The sequence below is a fragment of the uncultured Parabacteroides sp. genome (assembly GCF_902493135.1).
Lineage (GTDB): Bacteria > Bacteroidota > Bacteroidia > Bacteroidales > Tannerellaceae > Parabacteroides.
The window spans coordinates 55,460-70,435 of record NZ_CABUOD010000011.1 but is presented as its reverse complement, the minus strand read 5'-3'; the positions used below and the strand labels follow the sequence as shown (position 1 = coordinate 70,435).

Below are 14,976 nucleotides of genomic sequence, written 5' to 3'. Positions count from 1 at the left end.
CTACGAAAACGAATATTTTACCGATGAATCAAGCCATACTCTTCATCCGTAACCGGTTCAAGCCACTCGTTGGAGGTGTTCTCGCCGGAAATCTCGAACGCAAGATGTGCGAACCAACTGTCGGCGGCAGCACCATGCCAATGCTTGACATTTGCCGGGATATGGATGACTGTTCCAGGCAGAATCGCTACCGCCGGCTTGCCCTCTTCCTGATACCAGCCGCGACCGGCTATGCCGATGAGCATTTGTCCGCCGCCACTCGTTGCACGATGGATATGCCAGTTGTTGCGGCAACGCGGCTCGAAAGTGACATTGGAGATATTTACCTGCTCGCGCGAAACCGGCGCGAGGTAACTGTTACCGGTGAAATACTGCGCATAGGCCGTATTAGGTTCGCCAATGGAGAAGATCATCTCGCGCTGGAAAGCGGCTTTAGCATCTTCTCCGGCCGTATCTTCGGCCCACACGCCTTTTGCGAGGTTGAATGCAGCCCACGCCTTAGGCCAACCGGCATAGAAAGCGATATGGGTAATGATCTCGGCAATCTCCGTGCGGGTGATGCCGTTCTTCTTGGCAGACTGAAGATGGTAAACGAGCGAATTGTCCGTTATACCTTGACTGATAAGAGAGGTGATCGTCACTAAACTGCGGTCACGCAGACCGAGCTTGTCGGTGCGGCTCCATACCTCGCCGAAGAGGACGTCGTCGTTGAGTTCCGCAAATTTAGGGGCGAACGTTCCCAACTGGTCGCGTCCTGCCGTCTGTACTATTTTTTCCTGTGCCATAACGTTGAATGTTAAAATACTGAACATTAATAATAAAAAGAATCTATTCATAATCGTTGCATTTATTGAATAAAATTATTGATTCGGCTTATATATTCTTCAAGATACTCCGGATAAACCTCTATTTTCGATAGCCCACCAGGCCGATTTTTGATTTCATGTATGACTGCAATAAGTCAATCCCCGCAATATTTCTATCTCGTTGTTTTCCAAATGAAAGGCAATGGCTTCCTCTTCCGTATCGGGAACCAAGCCGGCTTGCACAAGAAAACATCGCATTACTTTCTGAGGGGTGGTATGATAGCGGTCTGCAATGAAGCATACGGCTTCATCGTCATACAATGCTGTTGGAATGTCTATTAGTTCGTTCATCTTTTTCTATTTTTTCAGTATTGCAAAGTTACCATGCCACGCAAAAAACGGATGTAACGATAAGTGGGGAGTTTGTACCGTTTTTACTGATTTTAATGGATCAATATTATTTTATTCATTTGATATAATATATATTTGTACATATCTATCGAATCCCGCATGATGCTATGAGCAAGATTTTGAAAATAAGAAACGTGAGCGATTACAGCCACTATCTCGGACACGCAGACCGGCATCCGCTGGTCAGTGTCATCGACTATGCAAAGGTGTCACCCATCCGCCATAGCCTGAACAATTATGGTGTCTATGGCATTTTCTTCCATGATGAAGCGGATATAGATCTGGCATACGGGTGCGGCAAATACGATTACAAGAAAGGAACCGTCATCTGCGTGGCCCCCGGTCAGATTGGAGGAAAGGAAGATAACGGCGAACAGGTTATGCTGACGGGGTGGGCGTTGCTTTTCCATCCCGACATACTGCACGGCACCCCTTTGGAAAAGACCATAAAGGACTATTCCTTTTTCGATTACCGTGTCAATGAAGCCCTACACATGACCGACGAAGAACACGACATATTCGTTTCGTTGATGCAACAGATAAGGGATGAACTTCAGAAAAGGCACGATGAACTACAAGACACTATCATAGTAGGATATATCGAATTGGTTCTGAACTTCTGCCAACGCTTCTATAACCGGCAATTCATTACCCGAAAGCTGGAAAACACGGATATACTCATGAAGTTCGACTCCTTGCTGAGAGATTATTTCGAAGAAAAGAAGCAGTTGACACTCGGCATACCGACCGTACAATACTGTGCCGACAAATTATGCATGTCGTCCAACTATTTCGGAGATATGATCAAAAAGGCGACAGGTGATACCGCAAGCAATTATATCCGCCAATATGTCATCCAACGGGTGAAAAACGAACTCGCATCCGGAGCCAGTATCACGCAGGTTGCCGACGAGCTCGGATTCGAATATCCCCAACACCTCAGCCGTATGTTCAAGAAACTGGAAGGGCTTACTCCCTCCGAATATTGCGATCGTTTGTCCAAATCATAAATCACCCTTATCTTTACGGCAAATTAACGACAAGTCATGAATAGCTATATCATCCTCTTTATCATAGCCGCCTATTTCGGAATCCTTCTGCTGATCGCCTGGATCACGGGGCGGAAAAGTTCGAGCAATGAAGCGTTTTTCCTCGGCAACCGTAAATCTCCCTGGTACATCGTATCGATCGGAATGGTCGGGACATCGCTTTCCGGTGTCACATTCGTTTCTGTTCCGGGGATGGTACGCAGCATAGACATGACTTATATGCAGACGGTCTTAGGGTTCTTTTTCGGATATATCCTGATTGCCAAAGTGTTGTTGCCGCTTTATTACAAGCTGCAGCTAACCTCCATCTATTCGTATCTGGATGACCGGATCGGACGGCGCAGTTATAAAACAGGGGCTTCCTTTTTCCTTCTGTCCAAGATCGTAGGGGCGGCGGCACGGCTCTATTTGGTCGTGCTGATCCTGCAACATTATGTATTCAGCGCTTGGGACATACCGTTCGCCGTAACGGTCGTTATCAGTATTTTCCTGGTCTGGCTCTACACCTATCGGAGCGGCATCAAAACCATCATCTGGACAGACACGCTGCAAGCATTATGCCTGGTCGCCATGCTGGTCGTCATTATCTGGCAGGTGAAAGACAAGATGCAACTGGATTTTGCAGGCATGGTACAGACTTTGCAGGCCAGTCCGCACTTCCGCATCTTCGAGTTCGGCGACTGGCACGGCACGCAACATTTCGTGAAACAGTTCTTCAGCGGAATCTTCATCACCATCGTAATGACCGGCCTCGATCAGGACATGATGCAGAAAAACCTTTCCTGCAAGAGTCTGAAAGACGCCCAAAAGAATATGTACACCTATGGCTTTGCCTTCACACCGGTCAATTTCCTGTTTCTTTCGCTTGGCGTCCTTCTGCTGACGCTTGCCTCGCAGCAGCATATCGAACTGCCCGCGTTGAGCGACGATATTCTCCCGATGTTCTGTACCTCCGGCATATTGGGACATTCGATCCTGCTCTTCTTCACGATCGGCATCATCGCGGCGGCATTCAGCAGTGCCGATTCCGCCTTGACAGCCCTTACGACCTCTTTCTGCATCGATATTTTAGGGGTCGAAAAAGAAAAGGCACAATCCGCCAAACGTACCCGCCTGGCGGTCCATTTAATGATCTCCGTCCTGTTTGCCATCATCATACTCGCGTTCAAGGCCATCAATAGCCGGAGTGTGATCGATGCTATTTACATGATCGCGTCCTATACATACGGTCCGCTGCTCGGCCTCTTTGTGTTCGGGTTATTTACGAAAAAACTTCCCCGTGACAAATTTGTTCCTTATATATGCATCCTGTCCCCTTTGATCTGTTTCCTGACCGATTATTTGGTGAAACGGCATACGGGATATGTTTTCGGCTACGAGATGTTGATGCTGAACGGAGCTATTACTTTCTGGGGATTATGGCTTTGTTCGATTAAAAATGGGAAATTTCAATTATCTTTAGGCCCGGATTCGGTTTGAAGAGTATAAATCAATAAACAACAGATAGAATGGAAATCAAAAGCGCAGAATTTGTTATCAGTAACACAAACGTAAAGAAATGTCCCGCAGGTGATCTGCCGGAATACGCTTTTATCGGGCGAAGCAATGTTGGCAAATCCTCCCTTATCAATATGCTGACCGGCAAAAAGGGGCTTGCCATGACCTCCCAGAAACCGGGAAAGACGATGCTTATCAATCATTTCCTTATCAACGGGCAATGGTATCTGGTCGATCTCCCCGGCTATGGTTTCGCCCAGCGGGGAAAAGAGGGACGCGAAAATATCCAGCGGATCATCGAAGACTATATCCTGGAACGTGAACAGCTCACGAACTTGTTTGTCCTGATCGACTGCCGTCACGAACCGCAAAAGATCGACTTGGAATTTATGGAATGGCTTGGAGAAAACGGAATCCCCTTTTCCCTCATCTTCATTAAGATCGACAAAATCAGCAGAGGGCGCTTGCAGGAGAACCTGAAAGCCTACCAAGCGAAGTTATTGGAATCATGGGAAGAACTTCCTCCCATCCTCCTCTCCTCCTCCGAGAAGAAAGAAGGAAGGGATGAGATCCTTAATTACATCGACGAGATCAATAAAAGTCTATAAAAGCCAGAACGCTCGATCGCAACTTGGGGTGATAAGAGGTACGGGTGGTATGGGAATCGCCAACAACTTTACCGAAGCCGGCACGACTGCACCGGCTTCGAGGGGGCAACACCCCACCGAGTACAGTTGACCAGCCACCGTACTACTATCTTTGCGCTTTAACGGTCCCACCGGCCAATTTCCCATGAAATAATTTCTTTCCTGCCGGAAAAGAACTACATTTGCGAATATTACAAAAACCAAAATAAGTAAAAACATGAATACATTGAATTTGCAAGGAGAACGGCTCGAACTGTTCAACCAAATTGCCAGCCTTGACAATGAAAGCTTTGCCAGGGTAAAAAAGTATGTCAAAAGGGTTATCCACGATCATCATCAAGTTAAAATCGAGAAAAAGAATCTTAAAGATGTCGATCTCATCAGTGATGAAGAAATTGAGGATGCAATGCGCCCTTATACGCATGAAGAGAAAATGGAAAGATTAAAAGTCTCCGAAGCTGATCCAGTTTATTATAAGCATGAAGATGTGAAAAAAATGTCATTAGAATGGCTCAAATGAAAACACACTGGAAACGCAAAGCCTTAGCAAAATATAAAAGCATTACACTCTGGTACAAAAAGAAAATGGGATTTTCTGCCGCAAGTAAATTTGTGCAAGGCATTAATGATGTAGTTGCTTTATTGGAACAGAATCCTTATATGGGAAAAGAGGAACCAGAACTTAAGGCATACAAGAAAAACTATCGTTCCTTCGTTGAACACCGCAATCATAAGATTATCTATTATGTAGAGAAAGACACAATCTACATTGCCGATATCTGGCCAAACAGCCAAAACCCGGAAGACATCGACAAACGATTGAAATAAAAAAAGGGGGTGTGTCATTAATCTGTATATTAGAGCACAGATAACACAGATGAGACTGATTCACACAGATTGATTATTGCAAATCAATAAAATAAAAATCTGCGGTTATCTGTTGAATCTGTGTCATCTGCGCTCTATTTTATATTTTGACACACCTTCTTTCCTTTTCCACGGCTTAATAGCTGATTTTACACCCCACAAAATAACTGCGCGGAGTTCCGGGACCGTAGATATATTTGGAGTCGCGGTCCTTGCCCTGATCGAAATCGCTCTGATAAGCCTCGAATATGTTTTGCACGCCGGCGTTCAACTGCAAAGTCACCGACTTATACAAAGGGAAGTCGTACGCGACCTTCATGTTCAGATCAAAGAAATCAGGCGTCTGCACCTCCCGGTCCTCCGGAATATAGCCGGCCAGGTGTTGCACCAACATGGTTCCCGTATAGGTCCCCGTCAGTGAAACGGCCAGACGTTTGACCGGTGTAAAGGTGGAAGTAAAATAACCGTACACATCCGGCGTACGGAACATCTTTTTCTGTGCCGGCAGATCCGGGTTCGTCTCGCTCCAGGTCACTGCCTCCTTGTAACGGCTGCGCTGGATGGTGGCGCCCGCCTGAAGTTGCAGCCAGGCATACGCCATCTTTCCTTCCAAATTGACCCCCATCACGCGGGCGCCGTCCTTATTGCGCCGTTCCATAATCAGGTTGCCCTGATCGTCATGCCCTTTCTCTTGCAGGAAGAACACATCGTTCAGATCCGTATAGAAACCTTCCACCAACAAGTTCAACTGGACCGGACCGAAACGATGATAGAAATCCGCCGAAGCGCTGATGCTCCTGGACTTCTCCTCTTTCAGGTCCTCGGCAAGCCGGATGATCGCCACTTCGCCACCGACGGCCGCCACATGCAGGTCCTCGTCAAATGCCTGCGGGGCACGGAAACCGCTCGAATAGGACAAACGGAGATTGATGTCTTCGGTCGGATTGAAACGGACATTCGCACGCGGACTGAAGATCAGATGATCGATCAGGTTATGCTTGTCGAAACGACCGCCGACCAGGAAACTCCATTTCTCATTCTTCCACTCGTTCTGCAGGAACAGACTACCGATATGGACCGTCTGGTCCACGATACGGTTATACCCCAGCATCTCGTCCTTCAGCTCGTCGAAGTTATATTCCATGCCGCCGGTAAACTCCGCCGGCATGAACAAGCATTTATCGGCCGAATAGGAATACTGCGAACCGGCGACAACCGTCATGTCCGTCGTATGCCCGTACGCATCCGGATTCCGGTTGGTCCCGTAATAACTCTTCCGGTTCGTATGCTGCGCGGAAGTATAGACGTTCAGGCGATGTTTATAATCTTTGGAGAACAGGTCGAACTTCAGGCCGCCGCCATTGATGCTGTGGTCCGTCTGTTCCGCCACCCACGCTTCATGAGGCGGCCGGTGGATCTGGTCGCCGCCACGACGGTACTCGCTTATATTATGGTATTCGAAACCCAGTTTGGAATAGGTGCTCGTCTTCAGATAGGAACGGAAACCGACCGTCCGGGCTTCCAACTGCCCAAGTTCGGAAAAGCCGTCCCCGTCATGATCGTAAGCCGAACGATGGCGGCTCTGCCCGAAAAGATAGACGCCGGCCTTGTGGTCGTCCGTCACCAAGGAAGCATTCAAGGTCGTATTATTGTCCGGGCGGCTTCCTCCGATCATCGTCAGCGAATGGGCGATCTGGGCCGAGTTGCGCAAAGGCTCTTTCGTAATGATATTGATCGTGCCCGCAATTGCCGACGAACCGAAAAGGGCGGAACCGCCGCCGCGCATGATCTCGACACGCTCGATCATATTGGCCGGAATCTGTTCGAGGCCGTACACGCCCGTCAGCGCACTGAATATGGGACGGCTGTCCACCAGTATCTGCGTGTACGGACCTTCCAGCCCGTTGATACGCACCTGCTGGAAACCGCAGTTCTGGCAATTGTTTTCCACCCGCACGCCCGGCTGGAAGTTCAGCCCGTCGGCAAGCGAAGTGGCATGCGTCGTCTCGAACATTTTCGAATCCAGCACGTTCACAAGCGACGGAGCCATACGCCGGGTCGTCTCGTTCCGGTTGGCCGAAACCACGACTCCATCCAAAGACAAGGCTTCTTCTTCCGCCTCGAAATTGATTTCCAGCGTCTTCCCTTTTTTCAGCGTTACGGGTGTCTCGATGGTTTTATAGCCCATCGTCTTCATCACGACCGTGAACTTCCCTTCCGGCAGGTTCTTCAGATAATAATGGCCCGTGGCATCGGTCGAAGTCCCGATAGTCGTTCCTTTCAAGAAGATGGTAATGAAAGACAAATGTTCGCCGGTTTTCCGGTCCACCACATGACCGACAATGTTCGCGTCCGATGGATTCAAGGCAGGACCCTCCTCCGCCCGCGCGACCGTAAAGGCACAGCACAGGCATAGTATAAGTATAATAATCTTATTCATTTCGTTTGTTCTGATAAAATAAAGACTTGCATAAAAATTCACATGGCTGTGCATCCGCCGCAAGAAAGGCTTGCAGGCAATAACAGTTTCCTTTGCATGGAACTTTTGTTTCACGCCGGTGAAAATAAAGTTTCCCGCAAGTGAAAATAAATTTTCACCGGCACGGAACAAACTGAAACTTTTGTTTCACCCTCTCGCAAAAGGTGAAACTTTTTTGATTCCCTACCAACGGCAGATGCTATCTTGATCAGACAAAGGGAGGAGCGCGAAGGAACAGTTTCCCCAAGACAGGGAGCAGATGATCCGGAAAGACCGGATTTTCGATTATCTTATAATTCGGTGTAGCATAAAATTGCAGAAGCAGCGAATGGATCGCCCCATCCTCCACATGGACAGTCGTCAGCAAATGGAACAGCTGGATTTCCGCAAGAGACGAGTGACGGTGGTAAGTACCGTCTGCCGCCTTCCTGAACGGGTGCGAATGGACTATCGTCGTGCCATGCTCGACATGGACGTGCATAAACAAAGAAACGCTGCTGTAGTACACTATAAAAAGTGCAGGCAGCAACCATTTCATATATTTCGCGATCGTCTGTTTCACATTCCGTCCTTGTCAAATCGAGGGTACGAAGATAACACAAATAGCCGAAACCTGCAAATACACAAAATTCAAGCAACTAAATGTAAGCGTTTGATGCCATATTCATAATAATTTGTTACTTTTGTGCGCAATTTTCGAAAGACAAAACAACAAATTAAAAACTATACAGTCTATGGCTAAGATCACGAAAGAAGAAGCACTCCGCTATCATGCGCAAGGCAAGCCGGGAAAGATAGAAGTCGTTCCCACCAAGCCCTATAGTACCCAGATGGATTTGTCGCTGGCTTATTCGCCCGGCGTTGCCGAACCCTGCCTGGAAATTGAAAAGAATCCGTTGGATGCTTACAAATATACTTCTAAAGGAAACCTGGTAGCGGTCATTTCAAACGGCACAGCCGTATTGGGATTAGGAGATATCGGCCCGTTGGCCGGCAAACCGGTGATGGAAGGGAAAGGACTGTTGTTCAAGATATTTGCCGGTATCGACGTGTTCGACATCGAAGTGAACGAGAAAGACCCCGACAAGTTTATCGAGACCGTAAAGGCCATCGCCCCCACTTTCGGCGGCATCAACCTCGAAGATATCAAAGCTCCCGAATGTTTCAAGATCGAGACACGCCTGAAAGAAGAACTGGATATTCCGGTCATGCATGACGACCAGCACGGGACCGCCATTATCTCCGGTGCAGGCTTGATCAACGCGCTGGAGATCGCCGGGAAGAAGATCGAGGACGTGAAGATCGTGGTGAACGGCGCCGGAGCCGCTTCCATCTCTTGCACGAAACTATATATAATGTTGGGGGCAAAGAAGGAAAACATCATCATGTGCGACAGCAAGGGCGTTATCTCCACGCATCGCACGGACCTGAACGAATCCAAGAAATTCTTCGCCACCGACCGCGACATCAAGACATTGGCGGAAGCCGTCGTCGGAGCCGACGTGTTCTTGGGATTATCGGTCGCCAATGTGCTGACAAAGGAGATGGTCCGCTCCATGAACACGAACCCGATCGTGTTCGCTTTGGCCAACCCGAATCCGGAAATCTCGTATGCCGATGCAATGGCTTCACGCGACGATATCATTTTCGCCACAGGCCGTTCCGACTATCCGAACCAGATCAACAATGTATTGGGATTCCCTTATATCTTCCGCGGCGCATTGGACACGCATGCCAAAGCGATCAACGAAGAGATGAAATTGGCGGCCGTCTACGCGATCGCCGGACTTGCCAAAGAACCGGTTCCCGACGTGGTGAACGCAGCCTACAAACTGAAACGGACGACTTTCGGACGCGATTACATCCTGCCGAAAGCGCTCGACCCGCGCCTCCTGACCCGTGTTTCCTGTGCCGTTGCCAAAGCAGCCATCGAATCGGGCGTATCCCGCCGGACGATCACCGACTGGGAAGGTTATGCCAACCACTTGCGCGAAATGATGGGATATGACAACAAGCTGCTCCGCTCGTTCACCGATATGGCCAAGGCCAATCCGAAACGGGTGGTATTTGCCGAAGCCAACCATGTCAATATGCTGAAAGCCGCTGCCGAAGCAAAAGCCGAAGGTATCTGCATCCCTATCCTCTTAGGCAACGAAGAACGCCTGGCAAAGATCGCGGCGGAAGGAAACATCAGCCTCGAAGGGATCGAAATCGTCAACCTTCGCCACGACCGCGAGACGGAACGCCGCCACCGGTATGCCAAGATCCTGTCCGATAAGAAAGCCCGCGAAGGTGTCACCTATTCGGAAGCTTGCGAAAAGATGGTCGACCGCAACGCCTTCGGTATGATGATGGTCGCGACAGGCGATGCCGACGCTTTCGTGACAGGCGTTTACAGCCGCTACTCCGAAGTGACCAAGATGGCTGAGCAGATCATCGGCATCCGTCCGTCTTACACGCATTTCGGCGCCCTGAATATCCTGACTTGCAAGAAAGGCACGTTCTTCATCGCCGACACGCTGATCAACCGCCACCCGTCGACGGAAGTATTGATCGATATCGCCCGCCTGACCCAGGATGCCGTGAAGTTCTTCGCGCATGAACCGGTCATGGCGATGTTGTCATACTCCAACTTCGGTTCCGACAAGCAGGGCAGCCCGCTGAAAGTCCACGATGCGATCGACTATCTGCACAAGCGCTATCCGGAGATGATGGTAGACGGCGAAATGCAGGTCAACTTCGCTCTGGACAAGAAGCTGCGCGACGAGATGTATCCGTTCAACAAACTGAAAGGCAAGGATGTCAACACGCTGATCTTCCCGAACCTGAGTTCCGCCAACAGTGCCTACAAGTTGCTCGACACTCTCGGCATCAGCGAAACGATCGGCCCGATCCAGATGGGCTTGAACAAGCCGATCCACTTCACCGACGTGGAAAGCTCTACGCGCGACATCCTGAACCTGACGACTGTCGCTGTCGTGGATGCGATCGTACAGGAACAGATCGAGAAAGGGGAATAACGCCCCGGATTGTTTAGGTATCACATTTATGGCAACTACTACCAAAGAAATGACGGCAGGGGCTCCCCTGCCGCTTATTCTCAGTTTCACTTTTCCCCTGTTGCTGGGAAATATATTGCAACAAACCTACTCGCTTGTCGATGCCGCCATCGTCGGGAAATTCTTAGGGATCAATGATCTGGCGGCGATCGGGGCAAGCACTTCCGTCGTGTTTCTGATCTTAGGGTTTTGCAACGGGTGCTGTTGCGGGTTCGGGATCCCGGTGGCACAGAAATTCGGGGCAAGGGACTACAAGACAATGCGGCGGTACGTGACGGTCAGTTTACAGCTGGCCACCCTGATGTCGGTCGTCATTGCGGTTCTGACCAGCCTATATTGCGCCGATATCCTGCGAAATATGCAGACGCCGGAAACTATTTTCCACGGAGCTTACTATTATCTGCTCGTAACGTTTATAGGAGTACCCTGCACGTTCTTCTATAACTTGCTGTCCAGCATCATACGCGCACTCGGCGACAGCAAAACGCCTTTCTGGTTCCTGCTGTTCTCGACCGTGCTGAACATCGTGCTCGACCTGTTCTGCATCCTCGTGTTGGGCTGGGGCGTGTTAGGGGCCGGCATCGCCACCGTCGTCTCGCAAGGCGTGTCGGCGCTTTTGTGCTATTTCTATATGTACAAGCATTTCCCCATTCTGAAAGGGACGGCCGACGACCGGAAATTCCGCTTTCCACTGGCTAAAAACCTTTTGTATATCGGAGTACCTATGGGACTTCAATTCTCCATTACGGCGATCGGCAGCATCCTGCTCCAAAGTGCCAATAACGCCTTGGGAACGGCTTGCGTAGCCGCTTTCACAGCCGCCATGCGAATCAAGATGTTCTTTATCTGCGCCTTCGAGAGCTTAGGCATAGCGATGGCGACCTATACGGGACAAAACTACGGAGCCGGAAAGCCCGAACGCATCTGGCAGGGCATCAAGGCCAGCTCGCTGATGATGATGGTCTACGCCGTCTTCACATTTACGATCCTGATGTCGGTCTCCGACAAGATATCGCTGTTGTTCGTCGACGCTTCGGAAACGGAAATACTTGGGAACACGGTGCTTTTCCTCCATGTTTCCTGCTATTTCTTCCCGATCTTAGGACTGCTCTGCATCCTGCGCTATACCATACAAGGCGCAGGGTACACCAATCTGGCGATGCTTTCCGGAGTTTCCGAAATGATCGCACGCACGCTGGTCAGTATCTATGCCGTCCCGGTATTCGGATTCTTGGCCGTTTGCTATGGCGATCCGACCGCCTGGATAGCAGCCGACCTGTTCCTCGTCCCGGCATTCATATATGTCTATCGGAAACTGAAAAAGAGCCTTGAGGGGAATTAGGCAATCCCCGAAGCCCCCTCAGCCTCTCTTTTGCCGTCAGGCTCTATCTCCTGCCTAAGCTGGTGAGCGTCAAGCGCAGAGACCGCAGCGAGCGAACGGAGCGTCTGCTGTCCCAAGCGAAGCGAGTTTCAGACGCGACAGCGAACGGAGGGAACGAAGCAGCAAAGCATCCCACCTATTAAAATAAACAGAAAGAAATAAAAAGAGGCAAACAATTATACGGCAAGTCTGTTCTTTAATGGCTAAATCTAAACAAAAAAGTTATGCATATACGTACATGGTGTTATGCTGTGCTTTGCCTGTCCTTGCCGATAACGTTGCCTGCACAGAAAGAGCACAAATACCTGGATCACGCATTACCGGAAGCGTGGCAGGAAAACGACAGTGATTTTCAACAGACATTACCGGTAGACGACCAGTGGTGGAAAAACTTCAACGATCCCACACTGGACTCGCTGATAGAAGTAGCCGTAAAGCAAAATTACTCCGTACTGATGGCAGCAGACCGTATCGCTATGGCAAAAGCCAATCTGCGCATACAACAGGGCAGCTATTCGCCGACCCTGGGACTCGCTGCCGGCTGGACCCGGCAACAAAGCAGCGGCCATACGAGCAGCCTGCCGCAGACAACGACCCAATACGGCGACGCCGCCCTGTCCATGAACTGGGAGATCGATGTGTTCGGAAGCATCCGCAACCGCGTAAAGGCCCAAAAGGAGAACTTTGCAGCTTCCAAAGAGGACTATAACGCCGTGATGGTCTCCCTCTGCGCACAAGTGGCATCCGCCTATATCAACCTGCGGGAACTGCAACAGGAAGTGGAAGTCGTCAAAAAGAACTGCCTGTCGCAACAAGCGGTCGTCAAGATCACGGAAAAAAGATACGAGACAGGGCTTGTCTCGAAATTGGATGTCGCACAGGCCTTATCCGTCTACTACGACACAAAAGCCTCCCTCCCCATGCTGGAAGCCGGGATCATCCAGTACACGAACGCTTTGGGCGTACTGATGGGACTCTATCCCTGGGACGTACGGAAAATCATGGAAACGCGGAAACCGCTGCCGGAATATATCGAGCCTGTCGGTATCGGCATTCCCGCCAACCTGCTGCTACGCCGTCCGGACATCCGGGCAGCCGAACGCCTGGTGAATGCACAGGCCGCATCGCTCGGAGCCTCCAAATCAGACTGGTGGCCGAAGGTTTTCGTCAAAGGATCGGTGGGCTTCGCTTCCCATGATTTGGACAAACTGGTAAACCATAACAGTTTGACCTACGAGATCGCCCCGGCTATCTCCTGGAACTTCTTCCAGGGGACGAAGTTGGCACAGGCGACACGGCTGGCTAAAGCCCAGCTCGACGAGTCGATCCGGCAATTCAACCAGGATGTACTGACTGCCGTCCAGGAAGTGGACAATGCCATGAATTCCTATAAGAACTCGATCAAGCAGATCGTCGCGCTCCGGGAAGTCGTCAACCAAGGGAAACAAACGTTGGAACTTTCGCTCGACCTCTATAAACAAGGACTTACACCTTTCCAGAATGTCCTGGACGCACAACGTTCTCTCCTCTCCTACGAGAACGAACTGACACAAGCCAGAGGATCGTCCCTCTTGAGCCTGATCCAGCTTTACCAGGCTTTAGGAGGCGGTTGGGAGATGGAGAATTAAAAATTAAAAATTAAGAATTAAAAAATAAGAGAGATGAAGACTGCTATTAAAATAGGGATGATGGGATTGTCCATCGTCCTGCTTGCCGGGTGTAAAGAGAAAAGTCACCAGACGGAGATGCCGGCTCCTTCCATAAGCGTCGCGATGCCGGTCGTGCAAGATATCACGCTGACAAAAGACTATCCGGGCTATTTGAGTTCCGACCGCATGGTCAACCTGGTAGCACGCGTGAACGGATATCTGCAATCCTCGCAACTCGTGCCGGGCGCCAAAGTGAAGAAAGGCGACCTGATATTCGTGATCGAACCGGAAGTCTACCAAAACAATGTCACCCAGGCGGAAGCCGCGCTAAACACGGCAAAGGCCCAGGTAGAATATGCCCGTAGTAATTACGAACGCATGAAAGAGGCGGCCAAGAGCGGAGCCGTCAGCCAAATACAGGTCTTGCAGGCCGAATCGACCGCTGCGGAAATGGAAGCATCCGTACGCAACGCCGAAGCGGCTTTGAAAACGGCCCGGACCAATCTGGGCTATTGCTATATCCGGGCTCCCTACGACGGGCGTGTCACCCGGGCAAGCTATGATGTGGGCAACTATATCAACGGTGCCGTCCAACCCGTCACTTTGGCTACATTATACAAAGACGACATCATGTACGCCAATTTCAATATCGAAGACAACCAGTTCATGCGGATGAAAATGATTGCCGCCCAGAACGATCCGAACGTCAAGATGCCTACCCATGTTTCCATACGCCTCGGACAGGACGGACGGCAAAGTTATACCGGGACACTCGACTACCTCTCTCCCAACGTCGACCTGTCGACCGGTACGCTGAACGTCCGTGCCAATCTCGAAAACAAGGACGGCGAGTTGAAAAGCGGGTTGTATGTTACGATCACCTTGCCCTACAGCGAACAGAAAGGCGCAGTCCTCGTGCGCGACGCCTCTATCGGGACCGACCAGTTGGGGAAATACCTGTATATCGTGAACGACTCGAATGTCGTACGATACCGCCATATCGAACCCGGGCAGTTGGTGGACGATACGCTCCGGCAGGTCATCAGCGGTATCCGCCCCGACGAACGGTATGTGACAACCGCCCTGCTGAAAGTCAGGGATGGTATGAGTATTCAGCCTATAAAATAAATA

13 protein-coding genes are annotated in these 14,976 nt (G+C 50.2%); 9 read left to right on the top strand and 4 right to left on the bottom strand.

Annotated features, from left to right (window positions below):
• Positions 1-17 precede the first annotated feature (17 nt).
• Together RDN79_RS07135 and RDN79_RS07130 are read right to left on the bottom strand one after the other, a co-directional pair.
• On the bottom strand, positions 18-836 hold the full coding sequence (locus tag RDN79_RS07135) for a carboxymuconolactone decarboxylase family protein (protein WP_298548421.1): 819 nt from the start codon (positions 834-836) through the stop codon (positions 18-20).
• 105 nt (positions 837-941) lie between these two features.
• Entirely contained in the window at positions 942-1,157 is a 216-nt protein-coding gene (locus RDN79_RS07130) for a hypothetical protein (RefSeq protein ID WP_298548424.1), read from the bottom strand.
• Between the two features lie 167 nt (positions 1,158-1,324).
• Between RDN79_RS07130 and RDN79_RS07125 the strand changes: the two genes are divergently transcribed.
• The 5 genes from RDN79_RS07125 (at position 1,325) to RDN79_RS07105 (ending at position 5,238) form a co-directional block, all read left to right on the top strand.
• Positions 1,325-2,227 carry an AraC family transcriptional regulator gene (locus RDN79_RS07125; protein ID WP_298548427.1) on the top strand — a complete coding sequence of 301 codons (903 nt, stop codon included), beginning with the start codon at positions 1,325-1,327 and terminating at the stop codon, positions 2,225-2,227.
• A gap of 36 nt (positions 2,228-2,263) precedes the next feature.
• On the top strand, positions 2,264-3,745 hold the full coding sequence (locus RDN79_RS07120; protein ID WP_298548429.1) for a sodium:solute symporter: 1,482 nt from the start codon (positions 2,264-2,266) through the stop codon (positions 3,743-3,745).
• 29 nt (positions 3,746-3,774) lie between these two features.
• Positions 3,775-4,371, top strand: coding sequence for a ribosome biogenesis GTP-binding protein YihA/YsxC (gene yihA, locus RDN79_RS07115; protein WP_298548431.1), 597 nt, complete (start codon positions 3,775-3,777; stop codon positions 4,369-4,371).
• Between the two features lie 256 nt (positions 4,372-4,627).
• On the top strand, positions 4,628-4,930 hold the full coding sequence (locus RDN79_RS07110; protein WP_298548433.1) for a hypothetical protein: 303 nt from the start codon (positions 4,628-4,630) through the stop codon (positions 4,928-4,930).
• On the top strand, positions 4,918-5,238 hold the full coding sequence (locus tag RDN79_RS07105; protein ID WP_298548435.1) for a type II toxin-antitoxin system RelE/ParE family toxin: 321 nt from the start codon (positions 4,918-4,920) through the stop codon (positions 5,236-5,238). Before RDN79_RS07110 ends, RDN79_RS07105 begins: the two co-directional genes overlap by 13 nt.
• Before the next feature lie 175 nt (positions 5,239-5,413).
• Here RDN79_RS07105 and RDN79_RS07100 read toward each other — a convergent pair whose 3' ends face one another.
• Entirely contained in the window at positions 5,414-7,717 is a 2,304-nt protein-coding gene (locus RDN79_RS07100) for a TonB-dependent receptor (RefSeq protein WP_298548437.1), read from the bottom strand.
• A 247-nt stretch (positions 7,718-7,964) separates the two neighbouring features.
• Complete coding sequence (locus RDN79_RS07095) at positions 7,965-8,318, bottom strand: hypothetical protein (protein WP_298548438.1); 354 nt, start codon at positions 8,316-8,318, stop codon at positions 7,965-7,967.
• Between the two features lie 172 nt (positions 8,319-8,490).
• On the opposite strand from RDN79_RS07095, the gene RDN79_RS07090 reads away from it, so the two are divergent.
• The 4 genes from RDN79_RS07090 to RDN79_RS07075 all read left to right on the top strand — a co-directional run bounded on the left by RDN79_RS07090 (position 8,491) and on the right by RDN79_RS07075 (position 14,973).
• Entirely contained in the window at positions 8,491-10,776 is a 2,286-nt protein-coding gene (locus RDN79_RS07090; protein ID WP_298548441.1) for an NADP-dependent malic enzyme, read from the top strand.
• Positions 10,777-10,804: 28 nt separating this feature from the next.
• Entirely contained in the window at positions 10,805-12,157 is a 1,353-nt protein-coding gene (locus RDN79_RS07085; protein WP_298548444.1) for an MATE family efflux transporter, read from the top strand.
• Positions 12,158-12,420: 263 nt separating this feature from the next.
• The gene (locus RDN79_RS07080; protein ID WP_298548445.1) at positions 12,421-13,824 is read left to right on the top strand and encodes an efflux transporter outer membrane subunit; all 1,404 of its coding nucleotides are present in this window, start codon (positions 12,421-12,423) and stop codon (positions 13,822-13,824) included.
• Positions 13,825-13,857: 33 nt separating this feature from the next.
• The gene (locus RDN79_RS07075) at positions 13,858-14,973 is read left to right on the top strand and encodes an efflux RND transporter periplasmic adaptor subunit (RefSeq protein ID WP_298548447.1); all 1,116 of its coding nucleotides are present in this window, start codon (positions 13,858-13,860) and stop codon (positions 14,971-14,973) included.
• The last annotated feature ends 3 nt before the right edge of the window (positions 14,974-14,976 follow it).

Excerpts from the sequence above, each read along its gene's own strand:
- RDN79_RS07135 (WP_298548421.1), bottom strand. The coding sequence starts at position 836 with ATGAATAGATTCTTTTTATTATTAATGTTCAGTATTTTAACATTCAAC.
- RDN79_RS07130 (WP_298548424.1), bottom strand. The coding sequence starts at position 1,157 with ATGAACGAACTAATAGACATTCCAACAGCATTGTATGACGATGAAGCC.
- RDN79_RS07125 (WP_298548427.1), top strand. The coding sequence starts at position 1,325 with ATGAGCAAGATTTTGAAAATAAGAAACGTGAGCGATTACAGCCACTAT.
- RDN79_RS07120 (WP_298548429.1), top strand. The coding sequence starts at position 2,264 with ATGAATAGCTATATCATCCTCTTTATCATAGCCGCCTATTTCGGAATC.
- yihA (WP_298548431.1), top strand. The coding sequence starts at position 3,775 with ATGGAAATCAAAAGCGCAGAATTTGTTATCAGTAACACAAACGTAAAG.
- RDN79_RS07110 (WP_298548433.1), top strand. The coding sequence starts at position 4,628 with ATGAATACATTGAATTTGCAAGGAGAACGGCTCGAACTGTTCAACCAA.
- RDN79_RS07105 (WP_298548435.1), top strand. The coding sequence starts at position 4,918 with ATGGCTCAAATGAAAACACACTGGAAACGCAAAGCCTTAGCAAAATAT.
- RDN79_RS07100 (WP_298548437.1), bottom strand. The coding sequence starts at position 7,717 with ATGAATAAGATTATTATACTTATACTATGCCTGTGCTGTGCCTTTACG.
- RDN79_RS07090 (WP_298548441.1), top strand. The coding sequence starts at position 8,491 with ATGGCTAAGATCACGAAAGAAGAAGCACTCCGCTATCATGCGCAAGGC.
- RDN79_RS07085 (WP_298548444.1), top strand. The coding sequence starts at position 10,805 with ATGGCAACTACTACCAAAGAAATGACGGCAGGGGCTCCCCTGCCGCTT.
- RDN79_RS07080 (WP_298548445.1), top strand. The coding sequence starts at position 12,421 with ATGCATATACGTACATGGTGTTATGCTGTGCTTTGCCTGTCCTTGCCG.
- RDN79_RS07075 (WP_298548447.1), top strand. The coding sequence starts at position 13,858 with ATGAAGACTGCTATTAAAATAGGGATGATGGGATTGTCCATCGTCCTG.